Source organism: Mucilaginibacter terrigena (assembly GCF_004168255.1).
GTDB lineage: Bacteria > Bacteroidota > Bacteroidia > Sphingobacteriales > Sphingobacteriaceae > Mucilaginibacter > Mucilaginibacter terrigena.
Map to the genome: position 1 here is coordinate 38,020 of NZ_SEWG01000005.1, position 24,126 is coordinate 62,145.

The window sequence follows — 24,126 nt, forward strand, 5'->3', positions numbered from 1 at the left end:
ACATTTGTATTCTTAACAGCTGCTTTGAATAAAAAGAAAATTATAAACGACCCGGTTTACGGGTTTATCAGCATCCCAACCGAGTTGGTGTACGATCTGATAGAGCATCCTTACTTTCAGCGGCTGCGCTACATTAAGCAATTGGGGATGACACACCTGGTTTATCCAGGCGCGCTGCATACACGTTTCCATCATGCCCTGGGCGCCATGCACCTGATGAGCCTGGCCATAGAAACGCTTTGTAATAAAGGTGCCGAGATCTCGGCCGAAGAAAAGGAAGGCTTAATGATAGCCATTTTGCTGCACGATGTAGGGCACGGCCCCTTCTCGCACGCTTTAGAGCATACGATTGTAGAAGATATTAGCCACGAGGATATCTCTATCCTGCTGATGAATAAGTTGAACCAGGAGTTTGGTGGCAGGTTATCTTTAGCAATCAGCATATTCAAGGGCGATTATCCGAAGCATTTTTTACATCAACTGGTATCCAGCCAACTGGATATGGACAGGATGGATTACCTGAACCGCGACAGCTACTTTACCGGGGTATCCGAGGGGGTTATCAGTTCTGACAGGATCATCAAAATGCTGAACATTAAAGACGACAGTATTACGGTTGAAGAAAAAGGCATTTACTCGATAGAGAAATTTTTAATAGCCCGCAGGCTGATGTACTGGCAGGTATACCTGCACAAAACCGTTATAGCTGCCGAGCAGTTGCTTTGCAAAATTTTTACCCGCAGCCGGGAACTTGCGCTGCAAGGGATGCACTTTCCGTTAACACCCGCCTTAAGCTATTTTTTAGAGAACGTTATTACCAAAGAACAATTTATAGCGAGTGAACGGCATTTAAAAACCTTTGCCCTGCTGGATGATACCGATGTAATGGCCGCCGTAAAGATCTGGGCCGATAGCGACGACTTTGTACTGGCTACCCTTTGCAACAAACTGATAAACCGCGGATTGTACCATGTTGATATTACCGCCGAAAGGCCCGATGAAGCATTTGTAAGGCAATTAACCGCCAGCGCTATAAAAAAATATAACATCAGCGAGCATGAAGCCTCGTACTTTGTTTTTACCGATACTATACGCAACAATGCTTATAATAAAGGGGATGGGAATATCCATATATTAATGAAAGACGGCAGTATTAAAGATATTACGCTGGCCAGCGATAACTCTAACCTGGAGGCATTATCAAAAACTGTAAAAAAATATATACTTTGCTATACCAAAGACCTGTTATAGATAATGAGGGTGGATCTGCCGGTAGCTATCGGGGGATGAACAGTTAACATACAGTTCATCTTCGAGCACCATTAACTACTCATTATTAATAATTTGTTGCTATGGTTTTAACATTTAAATTTGTACAATGCAATTTACCGCAAAGGATATAGCCTTTATGCTAAACGGAACAGTTGAAGGCGATCCGCTTGTTGCGGTTAACCACCTGGCCAAAATAGAAGAGGGTGGCGCCGGTTCGTTATCATTTTTGGCTAACCCTAAATACGAGCAGTACCTGTACACAACCGATGCATCGGTTGTTATAGTAAACAACAGCCAGGAATTAACCGCACCGGTAAACACTACATTGATACGGGTAGATAACGCTTATGGCGCATTCACCTTACTGCTCGAAAAATACAACACCATTAAACTAAACAAAAGCGGGATAGAACAGCCAAGCTTTATACATACATCGGCCAAAGTGGGTACCGAGCCATACATTGGTGCGTTTACCTATATCAGCCAGGATGTTGTTTTGGGCGATAACTGCAAGCTCTATCCCGGCTGCTATATAGCCGATAACGTAACATTGGGTAATAACGTAACTTTATTCCCAGGTGTTAAGGTTTATTTTGATTGTGTAATTGGCAATAATGTTGTAATACATTCGGGCGCGGTAATTGGCAGCGATGGCTTCGGCTTTGCCCCCAATGCCGATGGTACTTACACCAAAATAGCACAAATAGGTAACGTTGTTATTGAAGATAACGTTGAAGTGGGTGCCAATACTACTATAGACAGGGCGACAATGGGGTCGACCATAATACGCAAAGGCGTAAAACTGGATAATCTGGTGCAGATAGCCCATAATGTAGAACTTGGGCAAAACACGGTAGTAGCGGCACAATCTGGTATTGCGGGCAGCACTAAGCTTGCCGAAAATGTAATACTTGGCGGACAGGTAGGTATTGTAGGGCATATTAACGTTGCAAAAGGCACACAGGTGCAGGCGCAATCGGGCATTAGCCGCACTATAACAGAAGAAGGAAAAAAATGGGCCGGTACGCCGGCAATTGCGTATGCAAACAACATGCGCTCAAACGTGGTTGTAAGCAGGCTGCCCGAACTGGAAAAAAGAGTTAACGAACTGGAAAAGATAATTACAGAACTAAAGAAAAAAGGCGATTAGTTCAGTTTTCATTGGTTTATTAGCATTGCGAAAGCGATTAATTGAATAACCCACCAATGAACAACTGAACTGACGGACCTATGAACATCTTCATAACATGAATGTAAAACAAAGAACTATTAAAGAACCCGTTTCGGTTTCGGGTACGGGTTTACACACCGGCGAAAGAGTTATCATGACCTTTAACCCGGCCCCAGAAAAACATGGCTACAAATTCCGCCGGATCGACCTGCCCGGCCAGCCTATTATTGATGCCGATGTTGATAATGTAACGGATACATCAAGGGGTACAACCCTTACCCAAAACGGCGCCAGCGTAAGTACTGTTGAACATGTACTTGCTGCATTAGTTGGTTTAGAGATAGATAATGTGTTGATTGATATGGACGGCCCCGAAACGCCTATTATGGATGGCAGTTCGATACAATTCATCGATGCTATTGAAAAAGCCGGGTTTGAAGAACAGGCTGCTGACAGGGAATATTACCATATCCCATACAATATCCATTATTCTGAAGCTGACCGCAAGGTTGATATGGTTGCCATGCCTTTAGATGATGAATACCGCTTTACCTGTATGGTAGATTATAATTCGCAAGTGCTGGGCAGTCAGCATGCAACAATATCTACACTTGCCGAGTTCAAGAAGGAAATAGCATCAAGCCGAACCTTCTGCTTTTTGCACGAACTGGAAATGTTGGTTAAGCACGACCTGATAAAAGGCGGCGACCTTAATAACGCTATTGTAGTGGTTGATAAGGAGGTTGACGAAGAAGAACTTGCACACCTGGCAAAGCTATTTAACCGTAAGGATATTAATGTTGCACCGCAGGGTATTTTAAACAACATCGAGCTTAGGCATCAGAACGAGCCCGCCCGCCATAAACTGCTGGATATGATAGGCGATCTTGCTTTGGTAGGTGTACCGCTTAAGGGCCACATTATGGCTGCAAGGCCCGGCCACGCGGCAAACGTTGCCTTTGCTAAAAAAATAAAAACGCTTATTAAAAAAGAGCGCAGCCGTAAGCATGTAAAAGTGTATGACCCAAACATGACCCCGGTGTACGATACCGTTCAGATCATGAACATATTGCCACACCGCCCGCCAATGTTATTGGTCGATAAAATTTTAGAGCTTACCAAAACGCATGTGGTAGGTTTAAAGGCCGTAACCATGAACGAACCTTTCTTTGTAGGCCATTTCCCGGGTGCGCCCGTTATGCCGGGCGTTCTGCAAATTGAGGCCATGGCACAAACCGGGGGCATACTGGTATTAAATACCGTGCCCGATCCCGAAAACTGGTTAACGCTTTTCCTTAAAATTGAGAATGCAAGGTTTAAAGACAAGGTTTTACCCGGCGATACGTTAATATTCCGTTGCGACTTGGTTGCGCCTATCCGCCGTGGCATTGCACAAATGAAAGGTATTGGAATGGTTGGCGAAAAAATTGTTGTTGAGGCCGAGCTAATGGCACAAATAGTTAGATACAAATAATATGATACAGCCCTTAGCATATATACACCCACAGGCAAAAATTGCCGACAATGTGGTTATCGAGCCTTTTGTTACCATACACAAAGATGTGGAAATTGGCGAAGGTACCTGGGTAGGTTCAAACTCTGTAATTATGGACGGTGCCCGCATTGGTAAAAATTGCCGCATATTTCCGGGTGCTGTTGTATCTGCACCGCCGCAAGACCTTAAATACAAAGGCGAACCCAGTACCGTTACCGTTGGCGATAATACCGTTATTCGCGAATGCGTAACCCTAAACCGGGGTACCGCCCTTGATAAAAACACAACTACCATTGGCCAAAATTGCTTATTAATGGCCTATGTACACGTAGCCCACGATTGCGTAATTGGCGATAATGTTATTATAGCAAACGGCGTTCAGCTGGCGGGCCATATTAACGTGTACGATTATGCTTTTATCGGCGGCACATCTGCCGTGCACCAGTTTGTTGAGATAGGCGCGCACAGCATGATATCGGGTGGGTCTTTGGTACGTAAGGATGTACCCCCGTTTACCAAAGCCGGTCGCGAGCCATTGTCATATATCGGCATCAATTCGGTTGGCCTGCGCCGCAGAGGGTTTTCGGCCGAGACCATTAACGAGATCCAGGAGATCTACCGCATTATCTTCCTTAAAAAATATAACATCACAAAAGCTTTAGATATCATTGAAGCCGAATTTAACCCCACCATCGAACGCGACGAGATCATTAATTTTGTGCAAAACTCTCAGCGTGGTATTATGAAGGGCTTTGGAAGCAGCTAATTAGTCGATAGTCCATAGTTAATAGTCCATAGAAGAACTTTACTATGGACCATGGACCATGGACTATGAACCATCCCCATGAACATCACCCTCCAAAACATTGGCCGCCGTTTTAACCGTGAATGGATCTTCAGGGGGGTAAACTACACCTTTGAAGGTAATGGCAATTATGCCGTTTTGGGGCCAAACGGATCAGGCAAATCTACGTTGCTGCAGGTTTTAAACGGTAGCCTGGTACCATCTGCCGGCACTATCAGCTATATTGACGGTAGCCATAGCATAGACCCCGGCGAGATCTTTAATTACCTGAGTTTAGCCGCGCCCTACTTAGAAGTTATCGAAGAGTTTTCGCTTAACGAGATGATCGATTTTCATTTTAAGTTTAAAGCGTTTAAACCGGGGATGGATAAAATAGCTGTTGCCGATATCCTGAATTTAGATGGCAGCCGCAATAAACTCATTAAATATTTTTCATCGGGCATGAAACAGCGCCTTAAACTGGCGCTTGCCTTTTGTGCCGATACCCCGATGTTGATGCTGGACGAACCTACCTCGAACCTGGACACGCAAGGGATAGACTGGTATTTAAGCCTTATAGAAAAATTCAGCGAGGACCGTTTAACCATCGTGTGCTCTAACCAGGAGCATGAATATAGCTTTTGCCCCAACAGGCTAAACATATCAGATTATAAAGCATAGATACAGGCGGTTAATAAACACCTGTCATAAGCAACATACTATAGCTTTCGTCTGCTATATTTCCATTATTTCCTTCTTCTTTTTAGTACGCAACCGTTTGGGCACAAAATCCAATATCTCGGCTCTCAAAGCCTCTATCATCCTGCGCTTTAAAAAATTGCGGTGCATAACAATGCTCACCTCGCGGGCGGGTTCGGGGCTTTTAAAATAGCGTACACGGTCGCGCTGTTTGTCGCTCATTTCGGCAAGCGCAAGTTCTGGTAAAATAGTTGCACCATTGTTCATGTCAACCATTCGCTTAAGCGTTTCTACGCTGCCTGTGTTGTACTCAAAATGCTGGAACCCCTTTGTTGCTTTGCGCCGCTGGCAAATATTCAATACCTGCTCGCGCATGCAGTGCCCCTCATTCAGCACCCATATCTCTTCCATATCAATATCATCAGGGCTTATGGTCTTCTTTTTGTAAAGCTTGCTGTTTTTTGATGCATAGGCCACAAAATTCTCGTAAAAAACCGGGATCTCCGTAAGGCTGCTTTCATGCAGGGGGGTTGATAGGATGCCGCAATCAAGCGTGCCCAGCTTAAGCTGCTGAATGATCATCTCGGTGGTTTGCTCCCAAACAATAAGTTTTACCTGCGGGTATTTCTGTATAAAACCGTTTAGTATCTTGGGCAGGATATAAGGCGAAACAGTAGGGATAATCCCTACCTTTAACTCGCCCGACAGTTCCTTTTGCCTGTCGCTTATAATCTCTTTGATCTTTTCGCTTTCGGCCAATAGCACCCTGGCCTGGGCTATTATCTCTTCTCCAATCTCAGTAGGGACAACCGGCTGATGGCTGCGGTCAAAAAGCTTTACACCCAGGGTATCTTCCAGCTTTTGTATTTGCATACTTAAAGTGGGCTGGGTAACAAAGCATTTATTAGCCGCTGTTACAAAGCTGCGGTAAGTATCAACCGCTATCACATATTCAAGCTGTGTTATAGTCATTATCAATAATATCTATATAAAGATAATAATTAATTGATTTTTACTATCAATTGCTTTAAAGAAACTTACTGCCTGGAGTTGGGCTATCTTGCGTATACTAGTTATTCGGTTTTAGTTAACAACGCATGAATGATGTGGTTGTTTGGAAAGCGGCAGGCTATCCGGTGCCCCTTTATATGGGCATTAGGCTAAAACTCCAACTCCAGCAGCACCGGGCAATGATCGGAATGCCTTGCTTCCGCTAATATGGCGCAGCGTTTAATGTTATCTTCCAGTTCTTTACTGGCCATGGCATAATCAATGCGCCAGCCCAGGTTTTTGGCGCGCGAGTTTGCACGGAAGCTCCACCAGGTATAATTATGCGGTTCGTTATTACAATGGCGAAAGGTATCTACAAACCCCGATTCTATAAAATTCTCCATCCATTCGCGCTCTTCGGGTAAAAAACCGGATGAATTGGCGTTTGATTTCGGATTGTGAATATCAATAGGGCGATGGCAAATGTTATAATCGCCGCAGATAACCAGGTTGGGTTGCGTAACTTTTAATAACGTCAAGTACTTTCCAAATTCATCCAGGAAGCGGTATTTGAACACTTGCCTTTCGTCGCCGCTTGAGCCGGATGGAAAATAAGCGCTCATTACAGAAACCTCATCAAAATCTACCCGGATACAACGGCCCTCGCGGTCAAAATCGGGGATGCCACAGCCGTATTCTACATGGTTAGGCAGTCGCTTGGTGAAAATGGCCGTACCGCTATACCCTTTCTTTTCGGCCGGGAACCAAAAGTGCTGGTAGCCCATATCATCAACCAGGCCAAGCTCTTTGATCACATCGGGCGTAGCCTTAATTTCCTGCAGGCAAACCACATCGGCATCGGTAGCCTGCAGCCAGGCAAGCCAATCCTTATTTATTGCCGACCGGATACCGTTAACGTTATAGGTAATTATCTTCATACCCCCTAACCCCCTGAAGGGGGAATTTTTGTTTAATGTCATAAAATTTAGTTCTCAAAAAGCTCCCTCTTCAGGGGGCTGTGGGGCTAAGTATCTTATCCAGCTGCTTACACTCCTTTTTGCTCAGCAGTTCTACAGTCATGGGTATATCAGTTATAGGCCTGTCGCGCTCATCTTTTTTAACGGCTACGATCAGGTCAACCATATCAATACCGCTTACTACCTCGCCATAAACGGTGTAGTTTTGGTCAAGGTGGGGCACACCACCCACGGTGGTATAAATATCGCGCTGCCATGCCGGGATCTTGCGGCCTTTCAGCCGGGTCATTTCCAGGGTATCCAGCTTGCCGGCTGTCCAGCGTTTGCCTTCTACAATATAAAACTGGCAGGCGCTGGATGCTTTTTTAGGGTTATCGTCCCTTGCGGCGGCCAGTACACCGCGCTTGTGGAACAGGCTGTCCCTGAACTCGGCAGGCACGGTATATTTAAGGTCGCCATTACCCAGTTCAACGCCAGGTTTGTTTTTAGCCGTGTCGCGCGAATCGGGGTCGCCACCCTGTATCATAAAATTTTGGATCACCCGGTGAAACAGCGTTCCGTTATAAAAGCCCTGTTTGGCAAGCTTTATAAAATTATCGCGGTGTAATGGCGTTTGGTTATACAAGCGGATAATAACACTGCCGTAGCTGGTTTTTATACGTACGTATTGATTTTTAGGCGGTTTGGCAAAGGCAATGCTTATGGTAAGCATCAGCACAAAAAGGGTAAATATTTTTTTCATTTGTTTAAAGTATTAAAATTCCCACTCCATCTCCGCTTCAAAGTAATCAATTATTAAAGATTTTATCAGCATCTCCTGCTCCAATATGGTATAGTTGGGCACTGTTTTTACCAGTTTCCAATGCGGCCACCCGTCCTGGTCAAGCCCCTCCAATTCATAAAACCCCATTTTGCTGAACAGTTTGCAATTGGCAATATGCATTAATTCTTCTTTTTGCCGCTTGCTGAATTTTTTTGGCCCCTGGCCCAGTTCCTGCACCCCTATCAGGAACATTACCACTTTTATATCCGGTTTCTCGTTATCAAACTCGGTGGCAATGCGGTCTTGCAGGGCGGCCCATTTCAAATTAATTTCGGCAGGTTTCATATGGGCAAATATACTGATGTAATGCGGTTAAATGCTTTTTTGGTGACATACAATTAACAACATTGTTACGTTTTAAAAATATGGATAACATATTATTAATTACTTTTGCGGTGTACCGTTAAACGGTAAGTGGTTTTGAAAAAAAGCAAATATCATATTTTTTGCGCCTGGGCGCTATTGTTCTGCTTTGTTGCGGGGCAGTATATGGTATATGCCCACCAGCACCCTATAATAAAAGCCGCCCACGAAGCAAACTGCCACGATTGCCATAACACCGCGAAACAAACCCTGGCCGAGAAATGCCAGCTTTGCGATGCCATGCACCACAACAGCATGGAGCTGGCGAGCCATACTAACTATTCCTTGTTATCTGCTACGGACCATGTTTTTGTAACTTTTGAATATAATTTCAAAAGCATAGCCCTAATCCTCTCCCAGGGCCGTGCACCTCCTGTAATTTCATAATAATTACGATCCCCAATTAACGCCGCTTATGTGGCATTTTCTTGAATTTTCTTGAACTTTTTATTATGAAACTGAAGATTTTTAGTTGCTTTTTATATTTTTTCATCCCGTTTGCTGCCTTTGCAGAAGTTATAGATTTTAAAGGTAAAGTTGTTGATGCCAAAACCAACCAGGCCCTTATTGGTGCCACCGTTAGCATCCCCGACCTGCGCATAGCTGTTGCCACAAACATTAACGGCGAGTTCACCATTAAATCTATCCCCACTAAAGGCCGCTTTGTGGTGCAGGTACAATATCTTAGCTATAAAACACTTACCCAAACGGTTGATTTTTCGTCGCCGGCGCAAATGGTATTTGTCTTGCAGCCCAGCGTTATCGAGTCGCACGAGGTGGTTATAACCGGCACGCCCATTACATCGGGCAGCCGCAGCAATAGCACGTCTGCATCTGTAGTTACCAAAGAGCAGCTGCAGGGTTCGTCAACCAATTTAATTGACGCCCTGGCCAGGCAGGTTCCGGGCGTAAGCCAGATAACAACCAGCCAGGCCATCTCCAAGCCGGTTATCCGTGGGTTAAGTTATAACCGCGTGGTTACCTTAAACGACGGTGTTAAGCAGCAAGGCCAGCAATGGGGCGATGAACATGGTATAGAGATGGACCAGTTTGCTGCCGGGCGTGTGGAGGTGCTGCGTGGCGCGGCGTCCTTACAATATGGATCGGATGCGCTGGGTGGCGTAATCAACGTTATCGATCCGCCGACACCTGCCGAGGGTAATATTCGGGGCGAGTTTTTAACCAATTACTCCAGCAATAATGGGCTTAGTAATACATCGGTAATGCTTAGCGGCAACCAAAACGGTTTTGTTTGTAGGGGCCGCGGCACCTATCAGAACGCCTATTCGTTTAACACACCTGCAGGCCGGTACATTAACAGCGGCTTTAACCAAACCAATGTTAGCGGTATGTTTGGCCTTAATAAATCGTGGGGCTATTCGCATGTAAACTTTTCTTATTTTAAGGATAATATCGGCTTTTACGATGCAGAGCCGGGCGACCCGCTGTACAATGATAACACCAGCCGCACTATAGATTATCCCCGACAGGATATCCGCCACTATAAAATAGCCCTGAACAATAATTTCCTGTTCGGTTCAAGCTCGCTGAAGCTCGACCTGGGTTATCAAAAAAATCAGCGCCGCGAGTTGGAGGACAGCCCAACGCCAAACCTGTTCTTCGACATGAATACTTATTCGTTAGATGCAAAATATTACCTTCCCGAAAGCCATGGATGGCACCCGGTAATTGGCTTAAGCAGCAGCCTTGGCCACAGCGTTAACCTGGGCGAGGAGTTACTAATACCTGCTTATGACGAATACAGCACCGGCGCGTTCATATACTCCAAAAAAGTATGGGGCCAAAATACCTTTAGCCTTGGAGCAAGGTTCGATTATATTAAAAATAAGGGCAAGGCGCAAAACGATGATGAGGGCAATACGATCTTTACCGGGTTCGACAACAAATTTTCGAACGTGAGCGGGGCAATGGGCTACACCCACATTTTTAACGATGTGTTGAGCTTTAAGGCCAATGTGGGTTCCGCGTTCCGAGCACCAAACCCGGCCGAGTTAGGCAGCAACGGAGTGCACGAAGGTACGAGCCGCTACGAGATAGGTAATGCCAACCTTAGCCCCGAAAGAAGCTACCAGGCCGATGCCACTTTAGAGTATGGTTCGGGTTTTATAACCGGCAGTTTCGGCATCTATGAAAACTATATACATAACTTTATTTATGCATCAAACACCAATAAGGAGCAGATAACGGTTATCGATGAAGAATCGGGCTTGCCACGGGATTATGACGCTTACCGTTACGGGCAGGTAAACGCTAATCTTTATGGCTTTGAAGGTAATTTAACCCTGCATCCGGTATCTTTTATCCATTTCGAAAACACCTTTAGCTATACCGAGGCAAAAAACACATCGTTAAACAGGCCATTGCCTTTGATACCAGCCGGCACGCTGCATAATACACTGCGTTTTGAGCCAAAAGTAAAAGGCCTTACAGACTTTTACTTTTATGCCGGTATCGACAATTACTTTAAACAAAACCGCATTGATGCCACGTTTGAAACACCAACAGATGGTTATACTTTGCTTAACGCGGGTATAGGCGCAACATTTAATATGGGCAAACAGCCGCTGAAACTTTATGTATCGGGCACCAACCTTACTAATAAAGCATATTACGACGCGCTTAGCCGTTTAAGGCCAGGCCGCTATAGCCAGGAAGACCCAACCTACGGGGTTTACAACATGGGCCGCAACGTAACCTTCGGGGTTTATATCCCCTTTGGAACCAATAAATAGTATAGTTAGTTTAGTTAGAACGAAAGCCCCGGAGTAGTTACCGGGTTTTCGTTTTTATTGGGGTCGGTTGATCCCTAAGATCTCCAGTTCCCTCTTCAGTTTTTCGGGCGAAGTGAAATGAATGGATTTGATGCCCAGCTTCTCTGCAGCCAAAACATTGCGCAGGTTATCATCCATAAATAAGGCTTTTTTGGGTGATATGTGATACCTGTTTAACAAAATCTTATAAAAAGCAGGCGTTGGTTTACGCATTTTCTCCATACCGGATACCACGATGCCGTCGAACCAGTTCAGGAAATCATAACGTTCCAAAGCAACCGGAAATGTCTCTGCCGACCAGTTGGTGAGCGCATAAATCTTATACTTGCCGCTATCTTTTAATTGTTTGAATATCTCGACAGTGCCCTCAATGGCGTCGCCAAGCATCTCGTCCCAACGGCCATAAAACGCGCGGATATTTGCTTCATGTTGTGGGTGCTGGGCAACCAATAGGTCTGTCCCTTCCTGTAACGAACGACCCGCGTCCTGTTCTTCGTTCCAATCGGACGTGGTGATGTTACCCAGGAAATCAGTCATCTCTTGCTCATCAGCAAATAAATTACGGTAGAGGTAATGCGGGTTCCAGTCGATAAGCACTGCACCCAAGTCGAATATGATGGTATTGATCATTTCTTCTCCGCGTTCTGTTTCTCAAACTTCAGTTTCAGCTTCTCTTTATTGTCCTTCTCGGTAACTTTATAATTGCTCACCACCGAGTCCTTATTCAGATAAAGCACAAGGCTTTTGGCATATATGGTATCTATTCCATCCATCTTGCGTATGATCTCGTATTCCATGCTTTTTTGCACGAGGCCGTTGCGCTGTGGATATTTTAATAATCCTAAAGCTTGTTTATATGTAAGACCTTTTAATTGGTGGGTTGCCAGCAGGTCGTCGATCATTCCGTCGCGCTTTGGGAAGGTTATGCCGTCGCCCTCGTCCCAGCCCTTGGTGGTGAACTTTTCTTTTTTGATAACATAATCGCAACTTGATAGCGCTGCAACAAACGAAACGATCATAACAACCTTTAAAACAGCACTTTTGAACATGGTATTATTGCTAAGCATTATTTAGCAAATATCCTTTAAATTCTTCAAAGCTTGTACCTAAACTTGTTGCGTGGTGCGCTTTTTTCTCCAGGGCTGTCACTTGTTCCGGGATATCAATTTTATCGGCCTGCTCTTGTGTAAATACATCCGGGAATTTACAAGGATGCGCGGTTGATAAAAATACACCCGCGGTATCCTTGGCATCATGCCCCTGCTGATACGCTTTTAACGCTTTCCAGGCAATAGCCGTATGCGGGCAAGCTATGTAATTGTATTCTTTAGAGATCGCTTCTATGGATTGCAGGGTTTCCTCATCGCTGTAAGTGTAACCGACGATCAGTTTTTTAAGCGCTTCGGGGTTTTCTTTAAACAGATCGGCAATACGTACCCAGTTGCTTGGGTTACCCACATCCATGGCGTTTGAAAGCGTTGCTACTGATGGTTTCGGCTGATAAACGCCGGTTTTTAAAAACTCGGGAACAGTATCATTAGCGTTTGTTGCCGCGATAAATTGCTCTACAGGCAGGCCCATTTTCCATGCTAACAGCCCCGCACCAATATTACCAAAATTGCCACTTGGAACGGCAAAAAACACTTTATTAATACCCTCGCGAAGCAATTGGGCATAGGCGTTAAAATAATAGAATGTTTGTGGGATAAGCCTTGCTATGTTGATAGAGTTAGCCGATGTCAAACGGAACTTCTCATTCAGTTCCTGATCGGTAAAGGCTTGTTTAACCAGGGCCTGGCAATCATCAAATGTACCGTCGATTTCCAATGCGCGGATGTTTTGGCCGTTGGTGGTTAATTGCAATTCCTGGATCTGGCTTACTTTGCCTTTTGGGTAAAGAATAGTTACCCTCGTATTTGGTACACCTAAAAAGCCGAGGGCCACAGCACCGCCGGTATCGCCGGATGTGGCAACCAGTACATCGAGCTGCTTTTCGCCTTCTTCAAGAAAATAACTCATTATACGGCTCATGAAGCGGGCGCCAAAATCCTTAAATGCCAATGACGGGCCATGGAAAAGTTCCAGCACGTAAACGTTCTCTTCCAGCTTTACTACCGGCGCGTAAAAGTTGATGGCATCTTGGATAATGGCTTTCAGATCATCCGAAGGTATATCATCGCCCAAAAGATTCTGCGCCACATGGAACGCTATCTCAGGCAGGGTATATTGGTCCAGGTTGTTCAAAAATTTATCATCAAGCCTTGGTATCTCCACCGGCATGTATAAACCTTTATCCTGCGGCATGCTGTTAAAAACCGCCTCTTTAAAGCCAACCCGCAGGTCTGTATTGTTAGTGCTGTAGAATTTCATAAACCCCCTCTAAATCTCCCCCGAAAGGGGAGACTTTTATTTTATGTGTTAAATATTTCCTTTATGTCATACCCCCGCGTGTCATTGCGAGGTACGAAGCAATCTCTTTAAGCAAGTCCCTCATGCAAAGTGTACAATTGTCCTAAAGAGATTCTTCGTACCTCGCAATGACGGATTGGTGCAATTACCCCAACACCCTCGGCCCGGCATCATTTATGGTTGATACGTAGCCATTAGAGCCTATTTTAATATTGGTTAAGTGTTGTTGTAATTTTTGGGTGATACGTTTGGCAGTTTCCTCATCGCGGGTAAACGCGAATACCGACGGCCCCGAGCCGGAAATGCCAAAACTTACCGCGCCCATTTCCATGGCCATTTCGCGCATCAGGTAAAAATCGGGGATCAACATGCTGCGCACGGGTTCTACCAATACATCCTTCATGCTGCGGCCAATCAGGTCAATATCCTGCATAAACAAACCGCTCACTAAGCCTGCAATGTTACCCCACTGGGTTACGGCATCTTTCATCTGGATGTTCTTGCGAATGATCTGCCTGGCTTCCCTTGTCGGGACATCCACATCAGGGAATACGATGGCACACCACAACCCGGCAGGATGTGGCAGGCGCACCACATCCAATGGCTCGTAACTACGAATCAATACAAAACCACCCAACAAGGCGGGCGCAACATTATCCGCGTGGCCATGGCCACACGCCATTTCTTCGCCTTTCATGGCAAATGGCAATAATGTCGATGGATCGGTATCGTCGCCCAATAGTGTTTTAATAGCAAACAAACCCGCAACCGTACTGGCCGAGCTGGAGCCAAGGCCGCTACCTATTGGCATTTTTTTGTGCAGTTCGATATCCAGGCCAATATCCAGCCTGTCGATACTGCGCAGGTAATGCTCCACACTTACACTTACGGTATTTTTTGCCGGGTTAAGCGGCAGCCTGCCATCATCGCCGGTGATTTTACTGATGGTGATGCCGGGCTTATCCGTTACGCGCATAATTACTTCATCGCCCGGTTCGTTAACCGCGAAGCCCAGCACATCAAACCCGCAAACCACGTTGGCAACGGTTGCCGGCGCAAAGACGTGGATACTATCCAATTGCTTTTGCCCAGCCTTAGCCGGTTGTTTCAAATCTTTTATATCGTTACTCATAAACTATCTATCTTTTAAGGACACACCCCAACCCCTCTCAAGAGGGGAGCCGGAAATTTTGTGTCTTTATCTTGTCTCTTGACTCTAAAAATCCTGCTTCCCTTAATTAGCACCCACATTTATCAGATCGGCAAATACGCCTGCGGCGGTTACTTCGGCGCCTGCGCCGGGGCCTTTTACTACCAGCGGGCGCTCTTTGTACCGGTCGGTAGTGAAAGATATGATGTTGTCGCTGCCGCTAAGCATGTAAAAAGGGTGGTTCTCATCAACACTTTGCAGGGTAATGGATGCCTTGCCATTTTCCAGCTTACCTATGTAACGCAGTACTTTTTTGTCTTTCGCAGCCTGTTCCTTAAGATTGGTAAAGAAAGCATCTTCGGCCTTTAACGCCGCGTAAAAATCTTCCACCGTTTGCGCTTCCAGGCATGCTTTTGGCAAAACGCTTTCTATCTGTACATCTGCTTCTTCCATTTCGTGGCCGGCATCGCGGGCAAGGATCAGGATCTTACGCATAAAATCTTTTCCGCTCAGGTCGTCGCGTGGGTCCGGTTCGGTATAGCCTTTTTCCTGGGCTTCTTTTACCACATCGTGAAAATTGGCATCACCTTTAAAATGGTTAAAAATAAAGGAGATAGTTCCCGACAGGATAGCCTCTATTCGCTGGATACGGTCGCCGCTGCTCATCAGGTCTTTTAAGGTACGGATGATAGGCAGTCCCGCACCAACGTTGGTTTCGTAGAAAAAGTCGACACCATGTTTGCGTGCGGTATCCCTGAATGTTTTGTATTGAGCGAATGATGCCGAGTTGCCTATTTTATTACACGTAACAACCGATACGTTCGCTTTAAAAACGTGCTCGTAAAACGCGATAGGTGCGGGGCTGGCGGTGTTATCAATAAATACGCAGTTTGGCAAATTCAGTTCCTTCATTTTAGCGACGAAACCTGCCAGGTCTGCTTTATGGTCCGAGGCCTGCAGATCGTCCTGCCAGGTATCCAATGATAAGCCATCGGAATTGAAAACCATTTTACGGGTATTGCTAATGCCCACTATTTTTACCTGGATGCCGTTATTTTTTTGGAGGAAATCGGTATGCGCATTCAATTGGTTAAACAAGGTTTTACCAATGTTGCCGGTGCCTAAACAGAAAGCATGCAGGGTTTTGGTCAGTTCGATAAAGAAGGCATCATGCACAGCGTTAAGCGCCTTAGCCAAATCGTGAGCCGAGATGATCACCGAGATGTTATACTCCGACGAACCCTGGGCTATTGCCCTTACGTTAACCCCGTTACGGCCCAGCGCATGGAAAAGCTTGCCGCTCATGCCCGGGGTTTGTTTCATGTTTTCGCCCACTACGGCTAATATGGCCTGGTCTTTTTCTACTACCAATGGCTCAAGCTTGTTGGCTAAAAGTTCCAGTTCAAACTCTTGCTCTATTAAAAGTTTTGCTTTATCGACTTCGTTTGGCTGTACGGCGAAGGTGATGCTATGTTCTGATGATGATTGGGTGATCAATATGATGTTGATCTGCTCCCTTGCCAGCAGCGAAAATAACCTGCCGCTAAAGCCTGATTTACCAACCATGCCGCTACCCTCTAAGTTAAGGATGCTGATGTTATTGATAGACGAGATACCCTTGATAGGCAGGTTTGATGCCTTACAATCGTGGCGGATAACCGTACCGGCAAAAGCAGGCTCGAAAGTATTTTTGATAACAATGGGGATCTTCTTTAAAAATGCCGGGATCATGGTTGGCGGATAAATCACCTTGGCACCGAAATACGAAAGCTCCATCGCTTCGGTGTAGGTCAATTCCTCCAGCGGGAATGCTTTTTGCACCATGCGCGGGTCGGCGGTCATCATCCCGTTAACATCCGTCCAGATCTGGATCTCTTCGGCATTTAAAGCCGCGCCAAATATCGCCGCGGTATAATCGCTGCCGCCGCGGCCAAGAGTTGTGGTTTGGCCGGCATCGTTACCCGCAATAAAGCCGGTTACGATAAGCAGTTTATCGCTGTTCTCCTGGTAAAAAGTTTTAATAAGCAGGTCGGTTAACTCGCTGTTGACTTTAGCATTGCCGAATGAGCTATCAGTTTTGATCAGGTCTGATGCATCAACAAAAAGTACATCCTTAAAATGCTGCGCGGCAATTTTGCTCACCATAATAGATGAACAGCGCTCGCCAAAACTCAGGATCTGGTCGCGGGTTTTGGGAGTAAGCTCGCGCAGGGTAAGTACGCCTTGAAGTAATTCCTCCAATTGATTGAAGTGAATTTTTAATCGGGTGTAGGCAGGGTTTTGGTTTTGCACGCTAAGCAAGGCCTTTACGGCATCAAAGTGGCGTTTTTCCAGTTCGGCTAATTGCGCGGTAAATTCTTTGCCATTTGCGGCATCCTCTGCCATGGATACCAGCAGGTTGGTTACCCCGCCCATGGCAGATAAAACCACTACCGGGCGGCTACCGGGCTTGTCTTCGTTCTTTAAAATATCAAGTAAAGTTTGGATACTGCTTACCGAACCTACCGAAGTGCCACCGAATTTTAGAATTTTCATTTTTAGTATCAAATTAAATGCTACCGTTAGCCTCACCCTGCCCTCTCCAAAGGAGAGGGTTGTAACTCCTTTTCTTTTTAAGCCCCTCTCCCTCGGAGAGGGGTTTGGGGTGAGGCCGTAAGGCTAAAAAAAAGCCTTCCTCTTTGCGGAGGAAGGCTTTCATTTGGTTTTGTTTATGTTTTTACACCATACGATTATCTTCCTCCGTCTTTTATCCCGGTGGTAATAATGGTTGTAATTATGGTGGCGTTAATGTTCATATATATAATGTCGGTAAAGTAAGTAGATTTTATTTGAAATAACAAATGCAATGTTGTTTTATTTTTTCAAAGCCTTTAAATCTTCCTAAATTGCGGACTTATGCAGGGACTGATAACAAAATCAACCGGGAGCTGGTACCAGGTGCGCAGCGGCGACGAAACCATCGATTGCCGCATCAAGGGGAAATTCCGGATAAAAGGTATAACTACTACCAACCCATTAGCGGTTGGCGATTTAGTTGATTTTGATATGGAACCGGAGCAGGGCACAGGGGTTATCACCAACCTGCACCAGCGCAAAAATTATATTATCCGTAAGGCTATCAATCTTTCCAAGCAGGCGCAGATCATCGCGGCTAACCTGGACAGGGCGCTTTTAGTAGTTACCCTTGCATCGCCACGCACTTCGTTAGGTTTTATCGACCGCTTTTTGGTTACTGCCGAGGCTTACGATATCCCCGCCTGTTTAATATTTAATAAGCTCGACTTATTTAGCGACGAAGGGCTTGAGATATTGGCCGATTACCAGGCAATTTATGAGAACATTGGTTATCCCTGCTATTCTGTTTCGGCATTAGAGGGTACCAATATAGATAAGGTACGGGTCCTGTTAAAGGATAAGGCAACGCTTATTTCCGGGCATTCGGGTGTTGGTAAATCCAGCTTGATTAACCGTTTGCTTCCCGATCTCGACCTGCGCACGCACATGGTATCTGAATGGAGCGACAAGGGGATGCACACCACCACCTTTGCCGAAATGTTTGAACTGCCGCAGGGCGGATACATTATTGATACCCCCGGCATCCGCGAATTGGGTGTTATCGATATCGAAAAAGAGGTGTTAAGCCACTTTTTCCCCGAGATGCGCGAACGTATGAACCAATGCCGTTTTAACAATTGCCGCCATATAAACGAACCCGGCTGCGCTGTGCTGGACGCGCTGGAAGAGGGCGAAATAGCACAGTCGCGGTATAATAGCTATTTAAGTATTTATCATGGGCACGATACCAGAGCTTAAGCGAGGCAGGATTTTAAGAAGCAAGGGACAGGAAGAAAAATATTTAATAACATTAAACAAGGTCTTGATTCTTATGTCTTGACTTCTTGATTCTATTTTATTCTATGAGGGCAGTTATACAACGGGTTTCAGAAGCATCATGCAAGGTTGATGGTAGCATCACAGGGCAGATTGGCATTGGGTTTATGATTTTATTGGGTGTTGAGGATGCCGATACCGACGAGGACCTGCAATGGCTTGCCCAAAAGATAACCGGCCTGCGCGTCTTTGGCGACGAGAACGGACTGATGAACAAAGCCCTTGCCGATATTGGTGGGGATATCCTGCTTATATCGCAATTTACTTTGTTTGCTGCAACTAAAAAGGGCAACCGTCCTTCGTTTCTCCGCGCGGCAAAACCGGATAAGGCCATCCCGATGTACGAGCAGATGATAAAAACACTGGAAACCATCACCGGTAAAAAAATAGCCACCGGTATTTTTGGCGCCGATATGAAGGTAAGCCTGGTGAACGATGGCCCGGTTACCATCACAATAGATACTAAGGTTAGGGAATAAGCCCCTTAAAAACCCTCCAGCCTGTCCTGGAAACTGCGGCCAACGGGTACGCTCACCCGGCCGTTCAGCACTACTTTAGTGCGCTCTACAGATGCTATTTTGCTTTTGGCAATGATGTAAGATTTATGCACCCGCAAAAAATATCCGGCAGGTAAAATCTCTTCCACATGTTTTAGCGAGCCTTTGGTGATCACTTTATCGGCATTGGTATAAATGATAGAATAGTCTTTCAGCGCCTGTATGTAAATGATCTCGGCTATACAAACTTTCACCGTTTTTAACCCCGATTTAAGATAAAGGTATTCGGGCGCTTCGGTTTTGATCTCAACCGAATCGGCCGCTGCGGCCAGATCCTTTTTGTGGCGGAACCAATCGAGGCTTATTTTAAAGCTTACCGTTATCAGCAGGTACCACGCCGAACTTACCGCGTTATAAGGCAGCGAGCGCCAGAACTGTGCGTAACGCGTATCGCCAATAATAAACCCGAACAAAAACATGTCATATGCACTTTGCAGGCCAACGTATAGCGCAAGCGATACTATAAGAAGCAGCGTGAAAACCACATACCGCTGCCGGTTAAAAAAACGTGGTATAAGCACATATAGGTTAAGGTAGGCCAACCCCATAATGAGCGCCAACCTAACGCTAACACACGCAATAAAATTTGGTAAACCCGCCTTATGTATAAGGTATCGCCGTTCGTATAAAAACAGCAGCGTTATCAGCAGCCAAAAGCACACCTGTGGCAATACCTTTTGCCATGTAATGGATTTTATTTTAACAGCCTGTTGCATTGTACCTGTAAAAATAGGGCATTAAAGTTTAATAAGCAGCAGCAGGCATAGCGGTTGGTCTATAAAACTTCGCGTTGGTCTACTAAATATATTTTTAACCCGTAAACACCCCAAATTGCCCTTATTAAATCAAATTTATTATGAACAGGCAAAAATTTATAATGGCATTAACGCTGGGCCTGGTGCCCATAGTAGTATCGGCAAAACGGGCATTAAAGATACTTGACCCAGGCCCGGTGGGCGGCGGCTGCGATGGCCGCGAACTGATGTACGAGGGAATGCCCGGCAAGCTTAGCAACACCAGCTACCTGCCCGGCTGGGCAGCTGGCGGGAAAAAATTGATCGTTGAAGGAACAGTGTACCGCAAGGATGGGCGTACGGTAGCGCCCAATATTATTGTGTACATATACCATACCGATAGCAAGGGATATTACAGCCCTTTTGCCAACCAGGTACAGGGAAAACGCCATGGTTATTTACGCGGGTGGGTAAAAACCGGTTGCGATGGCAAATACAGGTTTTATACAACCATGCCCGCGCCTTATCCGCAGCGTAGTAACCCGGCGCACATTCACCCGGTTATCAAAGAGCCGGGCATAAACGAATATTATATTGACGAATACCAGTTTGATAACGACCCGCTGCTTACCCGCGAATTACGCGATAAGGCCGAAGACCGTGGCGGTACCGGCATTATAAAGCTGCGTAAAACCACAAGCGGCATACTGGTTTGCAAACGCGATATTATCCTGGGCTATAATATCCCCAATTACAGATGAACGGGCGCAATATCAACATAGGATTGCTGGTGCTGCGGATAGGCATTGGCAGCATGTTTATTTTGCATGGCTGGCCAAAACTGCAGGGCGGTATAGCGGGTTGGGAACGCCTGGGCAATAACATGCAGTATATAGGCATCAGCTTTTTACCGGCCTTTTGGGGTTTTATGGCCATGGCTGCCGAACTTGTTGGCGGCATTTGCCTGGTACTTGGCGTTGGTGTGCGCGTAGCATCGGCCCTGATGCTGTTTACCATGTTTGTTGCTGCCGCAGGCAACCTAAGCCAGGGCTACGGCTTAGAAGGTGTGGTAGAAATAACCGAAGTAAGCAGCGCCCTGTTTATGCTGCTTATTGTTGGCGCGGGGCAGTGGACGGTTTTAGATGCTGTAAGACGAATAACCGGAGGCTGCTTGCAAACCCGGGGTGATATTACTTTGTGATAACCGCGTATTCCGTTTGCCGGATTTTTAGTAATATTACCACATGCGTAAGATCCTCACCCTCTTATTTTTTGTCCCGCTGATGGCTGGTTTATCAGCCCGTGCCCAGGCGCCGGGCGCAACTATCGACGTGCAGCATTACCGCTTTGCCATTACTTTAAACGATGCCGACAACATAATAAAAGGACAGGCTACCGTTACCGCAAAATTCCTGAGAACCACAAAGCAATTTGAGCTGGACCTGGCCGGGCAAAACAACGATGGTAAAGGTATGCTGGTAACAGCTTTAAAAGAACAAGGCAGGCCGGTTAAATTTACACAGGATAGCGATAAGCTGATCATCAATACAAAGTCCATTGCGGGAACGGTACATAGCTACGTAATAACCTACCGGGGTATCCCTACCGACGGGCTGATCATATCAACCAACCTGCACAAGCGCCGTACCTTTTTTGGCGATAACTGGGCAACCCGCGCGCGCAACTGGCTGCCATGTGTAGATCATCCTGCCGATAAAGCTTCCGTAGAGTTTTTGGTGACCGCGCCCGCCCATTATAAAGTTGTAGCCAATGGTTTAAAAATTGCGGAGAAGGTACTTCCGGGCAATAAAAAGCTTACCCACTGGAGCGAGACCGCTAAGCTGCCCACAAAGGTGATGGTAATAGGCGTGGCCGATTTTGCGGTGGCTAACGCGGGCAACCCGGGTGGTACGCCGGTTTATACTTACGTATTCCCCGAGGACAAGGAAGCCGGGTTTAAAAGTTATGCGGTAGCGACTAAAATACTGCCTTGGTTTGTAAAAAGAATAGGCCCGTTCCCGTATAAAAAGCTGGCTAATGTGCAGTCTAAAACCGTTTTTGGCGGTATGGAAAATGCAGGGGCTATATTTTATTACGAAAAATCGGTGTACGACTTTAAGGGCATGGAATCCCTGATGGCGCACGAGATAGCCCACCAGTGGTTTGGCGATGCCACAAGCGAAAAAAACTGGTGGCATGTATGGCTTAGCGAAGGCTTTGCTACCTACATGACCAACCTTTACCTGGAAGGGACTTACGGTGCGGATACCCTGAAAAGCCGCCTGGAAGCTGACAGGAAAACTATATTCGGGTTTGAAAAAAGATACCTTGCCCCTGTGGTAGACTCTGCGTTTAAAGGACCCATGATAAACATGCTTAATGATAATGCCTATCAAAAGGGTGGTTGGGTATTGCATATGCTGCGCCGCAAAATTGGCAACGAAGCTTTTTGGAAAGGGGTAGCCAATTACTATAAACAGTATAACGGTGGCAATGCTAATACCAACGATCTGCGCTTGATAATGGAAAAAGCCGGAGGGACGGACCTGAAGCAATTTTTTAACCAGTGGCTTCGTACGGCCGGGCACCCGCAGTTAAAAATAACCCGGGATTACAACGCAACCGATAAAACGGTTGCCATCCATATAAACCAGCTACAGGAAAAGCCTTATCAATTTACGCTGGAGTTACTGGTTGATGGTAAATTGTATAAAACCGAAGTTAAAGATGCCGTTACTACATTCAGCGTACCTGTCGCATCGGCTGCGCCGGAGATAAAGATCGACCCTAATGTTAATTTGCTGGCCTCGTTTACCGAATAGTGGATTAAACCTTATAACAAGGTAAACGTCAAAACTGTGTGTATTTACTACAATTATTAAATTTAATTTAGTTCGGATAATTTAAATATAACCTATATATAATTTGGAAAAATAAAAAATTTCAAAACAATATATCTTTTTAAAATGTTTTTCGTATAATTGAAATATATAATAACCCGGTGAGGCTATTATAAGAATTAACCCGATCTGTTCACTTAATTTTTAACATCATGACAAAAGCGTTTCAATCCATTTATGTAAAGTTTTACAGGTGGGGCTTCAAAAATTTCGGTCAGGGTACATTGCCCCAGTTTAAATCGTTGTTTAACGTAAGCTTTTTGCTGGTTGTGGTGTTAACAAATGCTATGCTGTTTACCGAACTGCTTGTTAAAGCAAAGTGGCTTACATTAAACCTGTCATCCTATGTGGCTATCATGTTTGGCGCCGTAGGCTTTTTGCTTATAAACCATTTTATATTATTAAATAACCGCATGTTTAAGCAACTGAACGCGCGGCTGGCTACTATAAGTGTGCATAATAAAAACCTGTTTTCGGTTGTATTGCTTGTAAACGTATTGTTTGCCTGCGGTTTATGCTTTATCAGGTAAAATATAAATTTTCATCAAAAAAAAGCAGGGCACTTACGGTGTCCTGCTTTTTTTACAGCCGGTGGCATGCGTTATTCAAATACCACATTGTATTTTTTCGCCACATCCTGCACAGCGGCGGTATTTTTACCGAACACCTTAACGGTTTGGCTTTGAGGTTTAAGCAAGCTTTTTTGGCCACCGGGTGTTAATGTAACCAGCAGTATACCTGTTTGTGTGCCCACGTTTTTAATGCTGTGTATGGTGCCGTGCGGGATATAAATATTTGCACCCTTTGCAGCCTCGTATTTTTTGCCGTCGGCAAATAGCATGAAGTTTCCATTTGTTACTAAAATTACTTTGTCTTCGCCGTTGCAGATGTGAGGCGGCGAGCCGGCGCCCACATTAACTTCCTCTTCAATAATGGTAAGGTTTCCGCCACTGCATTCGGTACTGAGAATTACACTCGTGCGTACCCCTTTTATTTCTCTGCTTTCACTCGGTCCCTGCTGTTTAAAATTCCTGGTAGATATCATTATGGTAACGTTTTATTACTATTATGACGGAAGTTCATTGCAGGGTGTTACAAGTACACCAAGAAAAAGTTGTG

The 24,126-nt window shown here is 45.4% G+C and carries 24 protein-coding genes; 13 read left to right on the forward strand and 11 right to left on the reverse strand.

The annotated features are described in order from the left end of the window. Positions 1-24 precede the first annotated feature (24 nt). The 5 genes from EWM62_RS12890 (at position 25) to EWM62_RS12910 (ending at position 5,403) form a co-directional block, all read left to right on the forward strand. Positions 25-1,251 carry an HD domain-containing protein gene (locus tag EWM62_RS12890; protein WP_129877087.1) on the forward strand — a complete coding sequence of 409 codons (1,227 nt, stop codon included), beginning with the start codon at positions 25-27 and terminating at the stop codon, positions 1,249-1,251. A 127-nt stretch (positions 1,252-1,378) separates the two neighbouring features. Continuing rightward, on the forward strand, positions 1,379-2,422 hold the full coding sequence (gene lpxD / locus EWM62_RS12895) for a UDP-3-O-(3-hydroxymyristoyl)glucosamine N-acyltransferase (RefSeq protein ID WP_129877088.1): 1,044 nt from the start codon (positions 1,379-1,381) through the stop codon (positions 2,420-2,422). 97 nt (positions 2,423-2,519) lie between these two features. Next, positions 2,520-3,917 (forward strand): bifunctional UDP-3-O-[3-hydroxymyristoyl] N-acetylglucosamine deacetylase/3-hydroxyacyl-ACP dehydratase, encoded by a 1,398-nt coding sequence (locus EWM62_RS12900; protein ID WP_129877089.1) that lies wholly within the window; start codon positions 2,520-2,522, stop codon positions 3,915-3,917. 1 nt (position 3,918) lies between these two features. Further along, on the forward strand, positions 3,919-4,704 hold the full coding sequence (gene lpxA / locus EWM62_RS12905; RefSeq protein WP_129877090.1) for an acyl-ACP--UDP-N-acetylglucosamine O-acyltransferase: 786 nt from the start codon (positions 3,919-3,921) through the stop codon (positions 4,702-4,704). Between the two features lie 78 nt (positions 4,705-4,782). Further along, positions 4,783-5,403, forward strand: coding sequence for an ABC transporter ATP-binding protein (locus tag EWM62_RS12910; RefSeq protein ID WP_129877091.1), 621 nt, complete (start codon positions 4,783-4,785; stop codon positions 5,401-5,403). 54 nt (positions 5,404-5,457) lie between these two features. Here the strand turns inward: EWM62_RS12910 and EWM62_RS12915 are convergent, their stop codons facing one another. From EWM62_RS12915 to EWM62_RS12930, 4 genes are all read right to left on the reverse strand, one after another. Next, entirely contained in the window at positions 5,458-6,393 is a 936-nt protein-coding gene (locus EWM62_RS12915) for a hydrogen peroxide-inducible genes activator (protein WP_129877092.1), read from the reverse strand. Positions 6,394-6,581: 188 nt separating this feature from the next. Then, positions 6,582-7,349 (reverse strand): exodeoxyribonuclease III, encoded by a 768-nt coding sequence (locus EWM62_RS12920; RefSeq protein ID WP_129877494.1) that lies wholly within the window; start codon positions 7,347-7,349, stop codon positions 6,582-6,584. 70 nt (positions 7,350-7,419) lie between these two features. Next, positions 7,420-8,130, reverse strand: coding sequence for a peptidylprolyl isomerase (locus EWM62_RS12925; RefSeq protein ID WP_129877093.1), 711 nt, complete (start codon positions 8,128-8,130; stop codon positions 7,420-7,422). Positions 8,131-8,142: 12 nt separating this feature from the next. Beyond that, positions 8,143-8,496, reverse strand: a complete 354-nt coding sequence (locus EWM62_RS12930) for a hypothetical protein (RefSeq protein ID WP_129877094.1) — start codon at positions 8,494-8,496, stop codon at positions 8,143-8,145. Between the two features lie 135 nt (positions 8,497-8,631). On the opposite strand from EWM62_RS12930, the gene EWM62_RS12935 reads away from it, so the two are divergent. Both EWM62_RS12935 and EWM62_RS12940 read left to right on the forward strand, forming a co-directional pair. Then, positions 8,632-8,961, forward strand: coding sequence for a hypothetical protein (locus EWM62_RS12935; protein WP_129877095.1), 330 nt, complete (start codon positions 8,632-8,634; stop codon positions 8,959-8,961). Between the two features lie 65 nt (positions 8,962-9,026). After that, complete coding sequence (locus EWM62_RS12940) at positions 9,027-11,327, forward strand: TonB-dependent receptor (protein ID WP_129877096.1); 2,301 nt, start codon at positions 9,027-9,029, stop codon at positions 11,325-11,327. 54 nt (positions 11,328-11,381) lie between these two features. Here the strand turns inward: EWM62_RS12940 and EWM62_RS12945 are convergent, their stop codons facing one another. From EWM62_RS12945 to thrA, 5 genes are all read right to left on the reverse strand, one after another. Further along, positions 11,382-11,996, reverse strand: coding sequence for an HAD family hydrolase (locus EWM62_RS12945; protein ID WP_129877097.1), 615 nt, complete (start codon positions 11,994-11,996; stop codon positions 11,382-11,384). After that, positions 11,993-12,415 carry a hypothetical protein gene (locus EWM62_RS12950; protein WP_129877098.1) on the reverse strand — a complete coding sequence of 141 codons (423 nt, stop codon included), beginning with the start codon at positions 12,413-12,415 and terminating at the stop codon, positions 11,993-11,995. Before EWM62_RS12950 ends, EWM62_RS12945 begins: the two co-directional genes overlap by 4 nt. 10 nt (positions 12,416-12,425) lie before the next feature. Then, positions 12,426-13,736 (reverse strand): threonine synthase, encoded by a 1,311-nt coding sequence (thrC, locus tag EWM62_RS12955; RefSeq protein WP_129877099.1) that lies wholly within the window; start codon positions 13,734-13,736, stop codon positions 12,426-12,428. Between the two features lie 184 nt (positions 13,737-13,920). Further along, the gene (locus EWM62_RS12960; RefSeq protein WP_129877100.1) at positions 13,921-14,907 is read right to left on the reverse strand and encodes a homoserine kinase; all 987 of its coding nucleotides are present in this window, start codon (positions 14,905-14,907) and stop codon (positions 13,921-13,923) included. A 102-nt stretch (positions 14,908-15,009) separates the two neighbouring features. Next, complete coding sequence (gene thrA / locus EWM62_RS12965) at positions 15,010-17,460, reverse strand: bifunctional aspartate kinase/homoserine dehydrogenase I (RefSeq protein ID WP_129877101.1); 2,451 nt, start codon at positions 17,458-17,460, stop codon at positions 15,010-15,012. A gap of 360 nt (positions 17,461-17,820) precedes the next feature. Here thrA and rsgA point away from each other — a divergent pair, with 360 nt between their 5' ends. Both rsgA and dtd read left to right on the forward strand, forming a co-directional pair. Then, complete coding sequence (gene rsgA, locus EWM62_RS12970) at positions 17,821-18,738, forward strand: ribosome small subunit-dependent GTPase A (RefSeq protein ID WP_129877102.1); 918 nt, start codon at positions 17,821-17,823, stop codon at positions 18,736-18,738. A 104-nt stretch (positions 18,739-18,842) separates the two neighbouring features. Next, the gene (dtd, locus tag EWM62_RS12975) at positions 18,843-19,295 is read left to right on the forward strand and encodes a D-aminoacyl-tRNA deacylase (RefSeq protein WP_129877103.1); all 453 of its coding nucleotides are present in this window, start codon (positions 18,843-18,845) and stop codon (positions 19,293-19,295) included. Positions 19,296-19,300: 5 nt separating this feature from the next. Here dtd and EWM62_RS12980 read toward each other — a convergent pair whose 3' ends face one another. Next, positions 19,301-20,089: a LytR/AlgR family response regulator transcription factor gene (locus EWM62_RS12980; RefSeq protein ID WP_129877104.1), complete on the reverse strand. Its 789-nt coding sequence runs from the start codon at positions 20,087-20,089 to the stop codon at positions 19,301-19,303. Positions 20,090-20,229: 140 nt separating this feature from the next. On the opposite strand from EWM62_RS12980, the gene EWM62_RS12985 reads away from it, so the two are divergent. From EWM62_RS12985 to EWM62_RS13000, 4 genes are all read left to right on the forward strand, one after another. Beyond that, entirely contained in the window at positions 20,230-20,868 is a 639-nt protein-coding gene (locus tag EWM62_RS12985) for a dioxygenase family protein (RefSeq protein ID WP_129877105.1), read from the forward strand. Then, positions 20,865-21,308, forward strand: coding sequence for a DoxX family protein (locus EWM62_RS12990; RefSeq protein WP_129877106.1), 444 nt, complete (start codon positions 20,865-20,867; stop codon positions 21,306-21,308). The genes EWM62_RS12985 and EWM62_RS12990 overlap by 4 nt, the downstream gene beginning before the upstream one ends. A gap of 43 nt (positions 21,309-21,351) precedes the next feature. Further along, the gene (locus EWM62_RS12995; protein ID WP_129877107.1) at positions 21,352-22,929 is read left to right on the forward strand and encodes a M1 family metallopeptidase; all 1,578 of its coding nucleotides are present in this window, start codon (positions 21,352-21,354) and stop codon (positions 22,927-22,929) included. 230 nt (positions 22,930-23,159) lie between these two features. Beyond that, positions 23,160-23,537, forward strand: coding sequence for a hypothetical protein (locus tag EWM62_RS13000; protein ID WP_129877108.1), 378 nt, complete (start codon positions 23,160-23,162; stop codon positions 23,535-23,537). Between the two features lie 71 nt (positions 23,538-23,608). Here EWM62_RS13000 and EWM62_RS13005 read toward each other — a convergent pair whose 3' ends face one another. Next, positions 23,609-24,052, reverse strand: a complete 444-nt coding sequence (locus tag EWM62_RS13005; protein ID WP_129877109.1) for a cupin domain-containing protein — start codon at positions 24,050-24,052, stop codon at positions 23,609-23,611. Between the last annotated feature and the right edge of the window lie 74 nt (positions 24,053-24,126).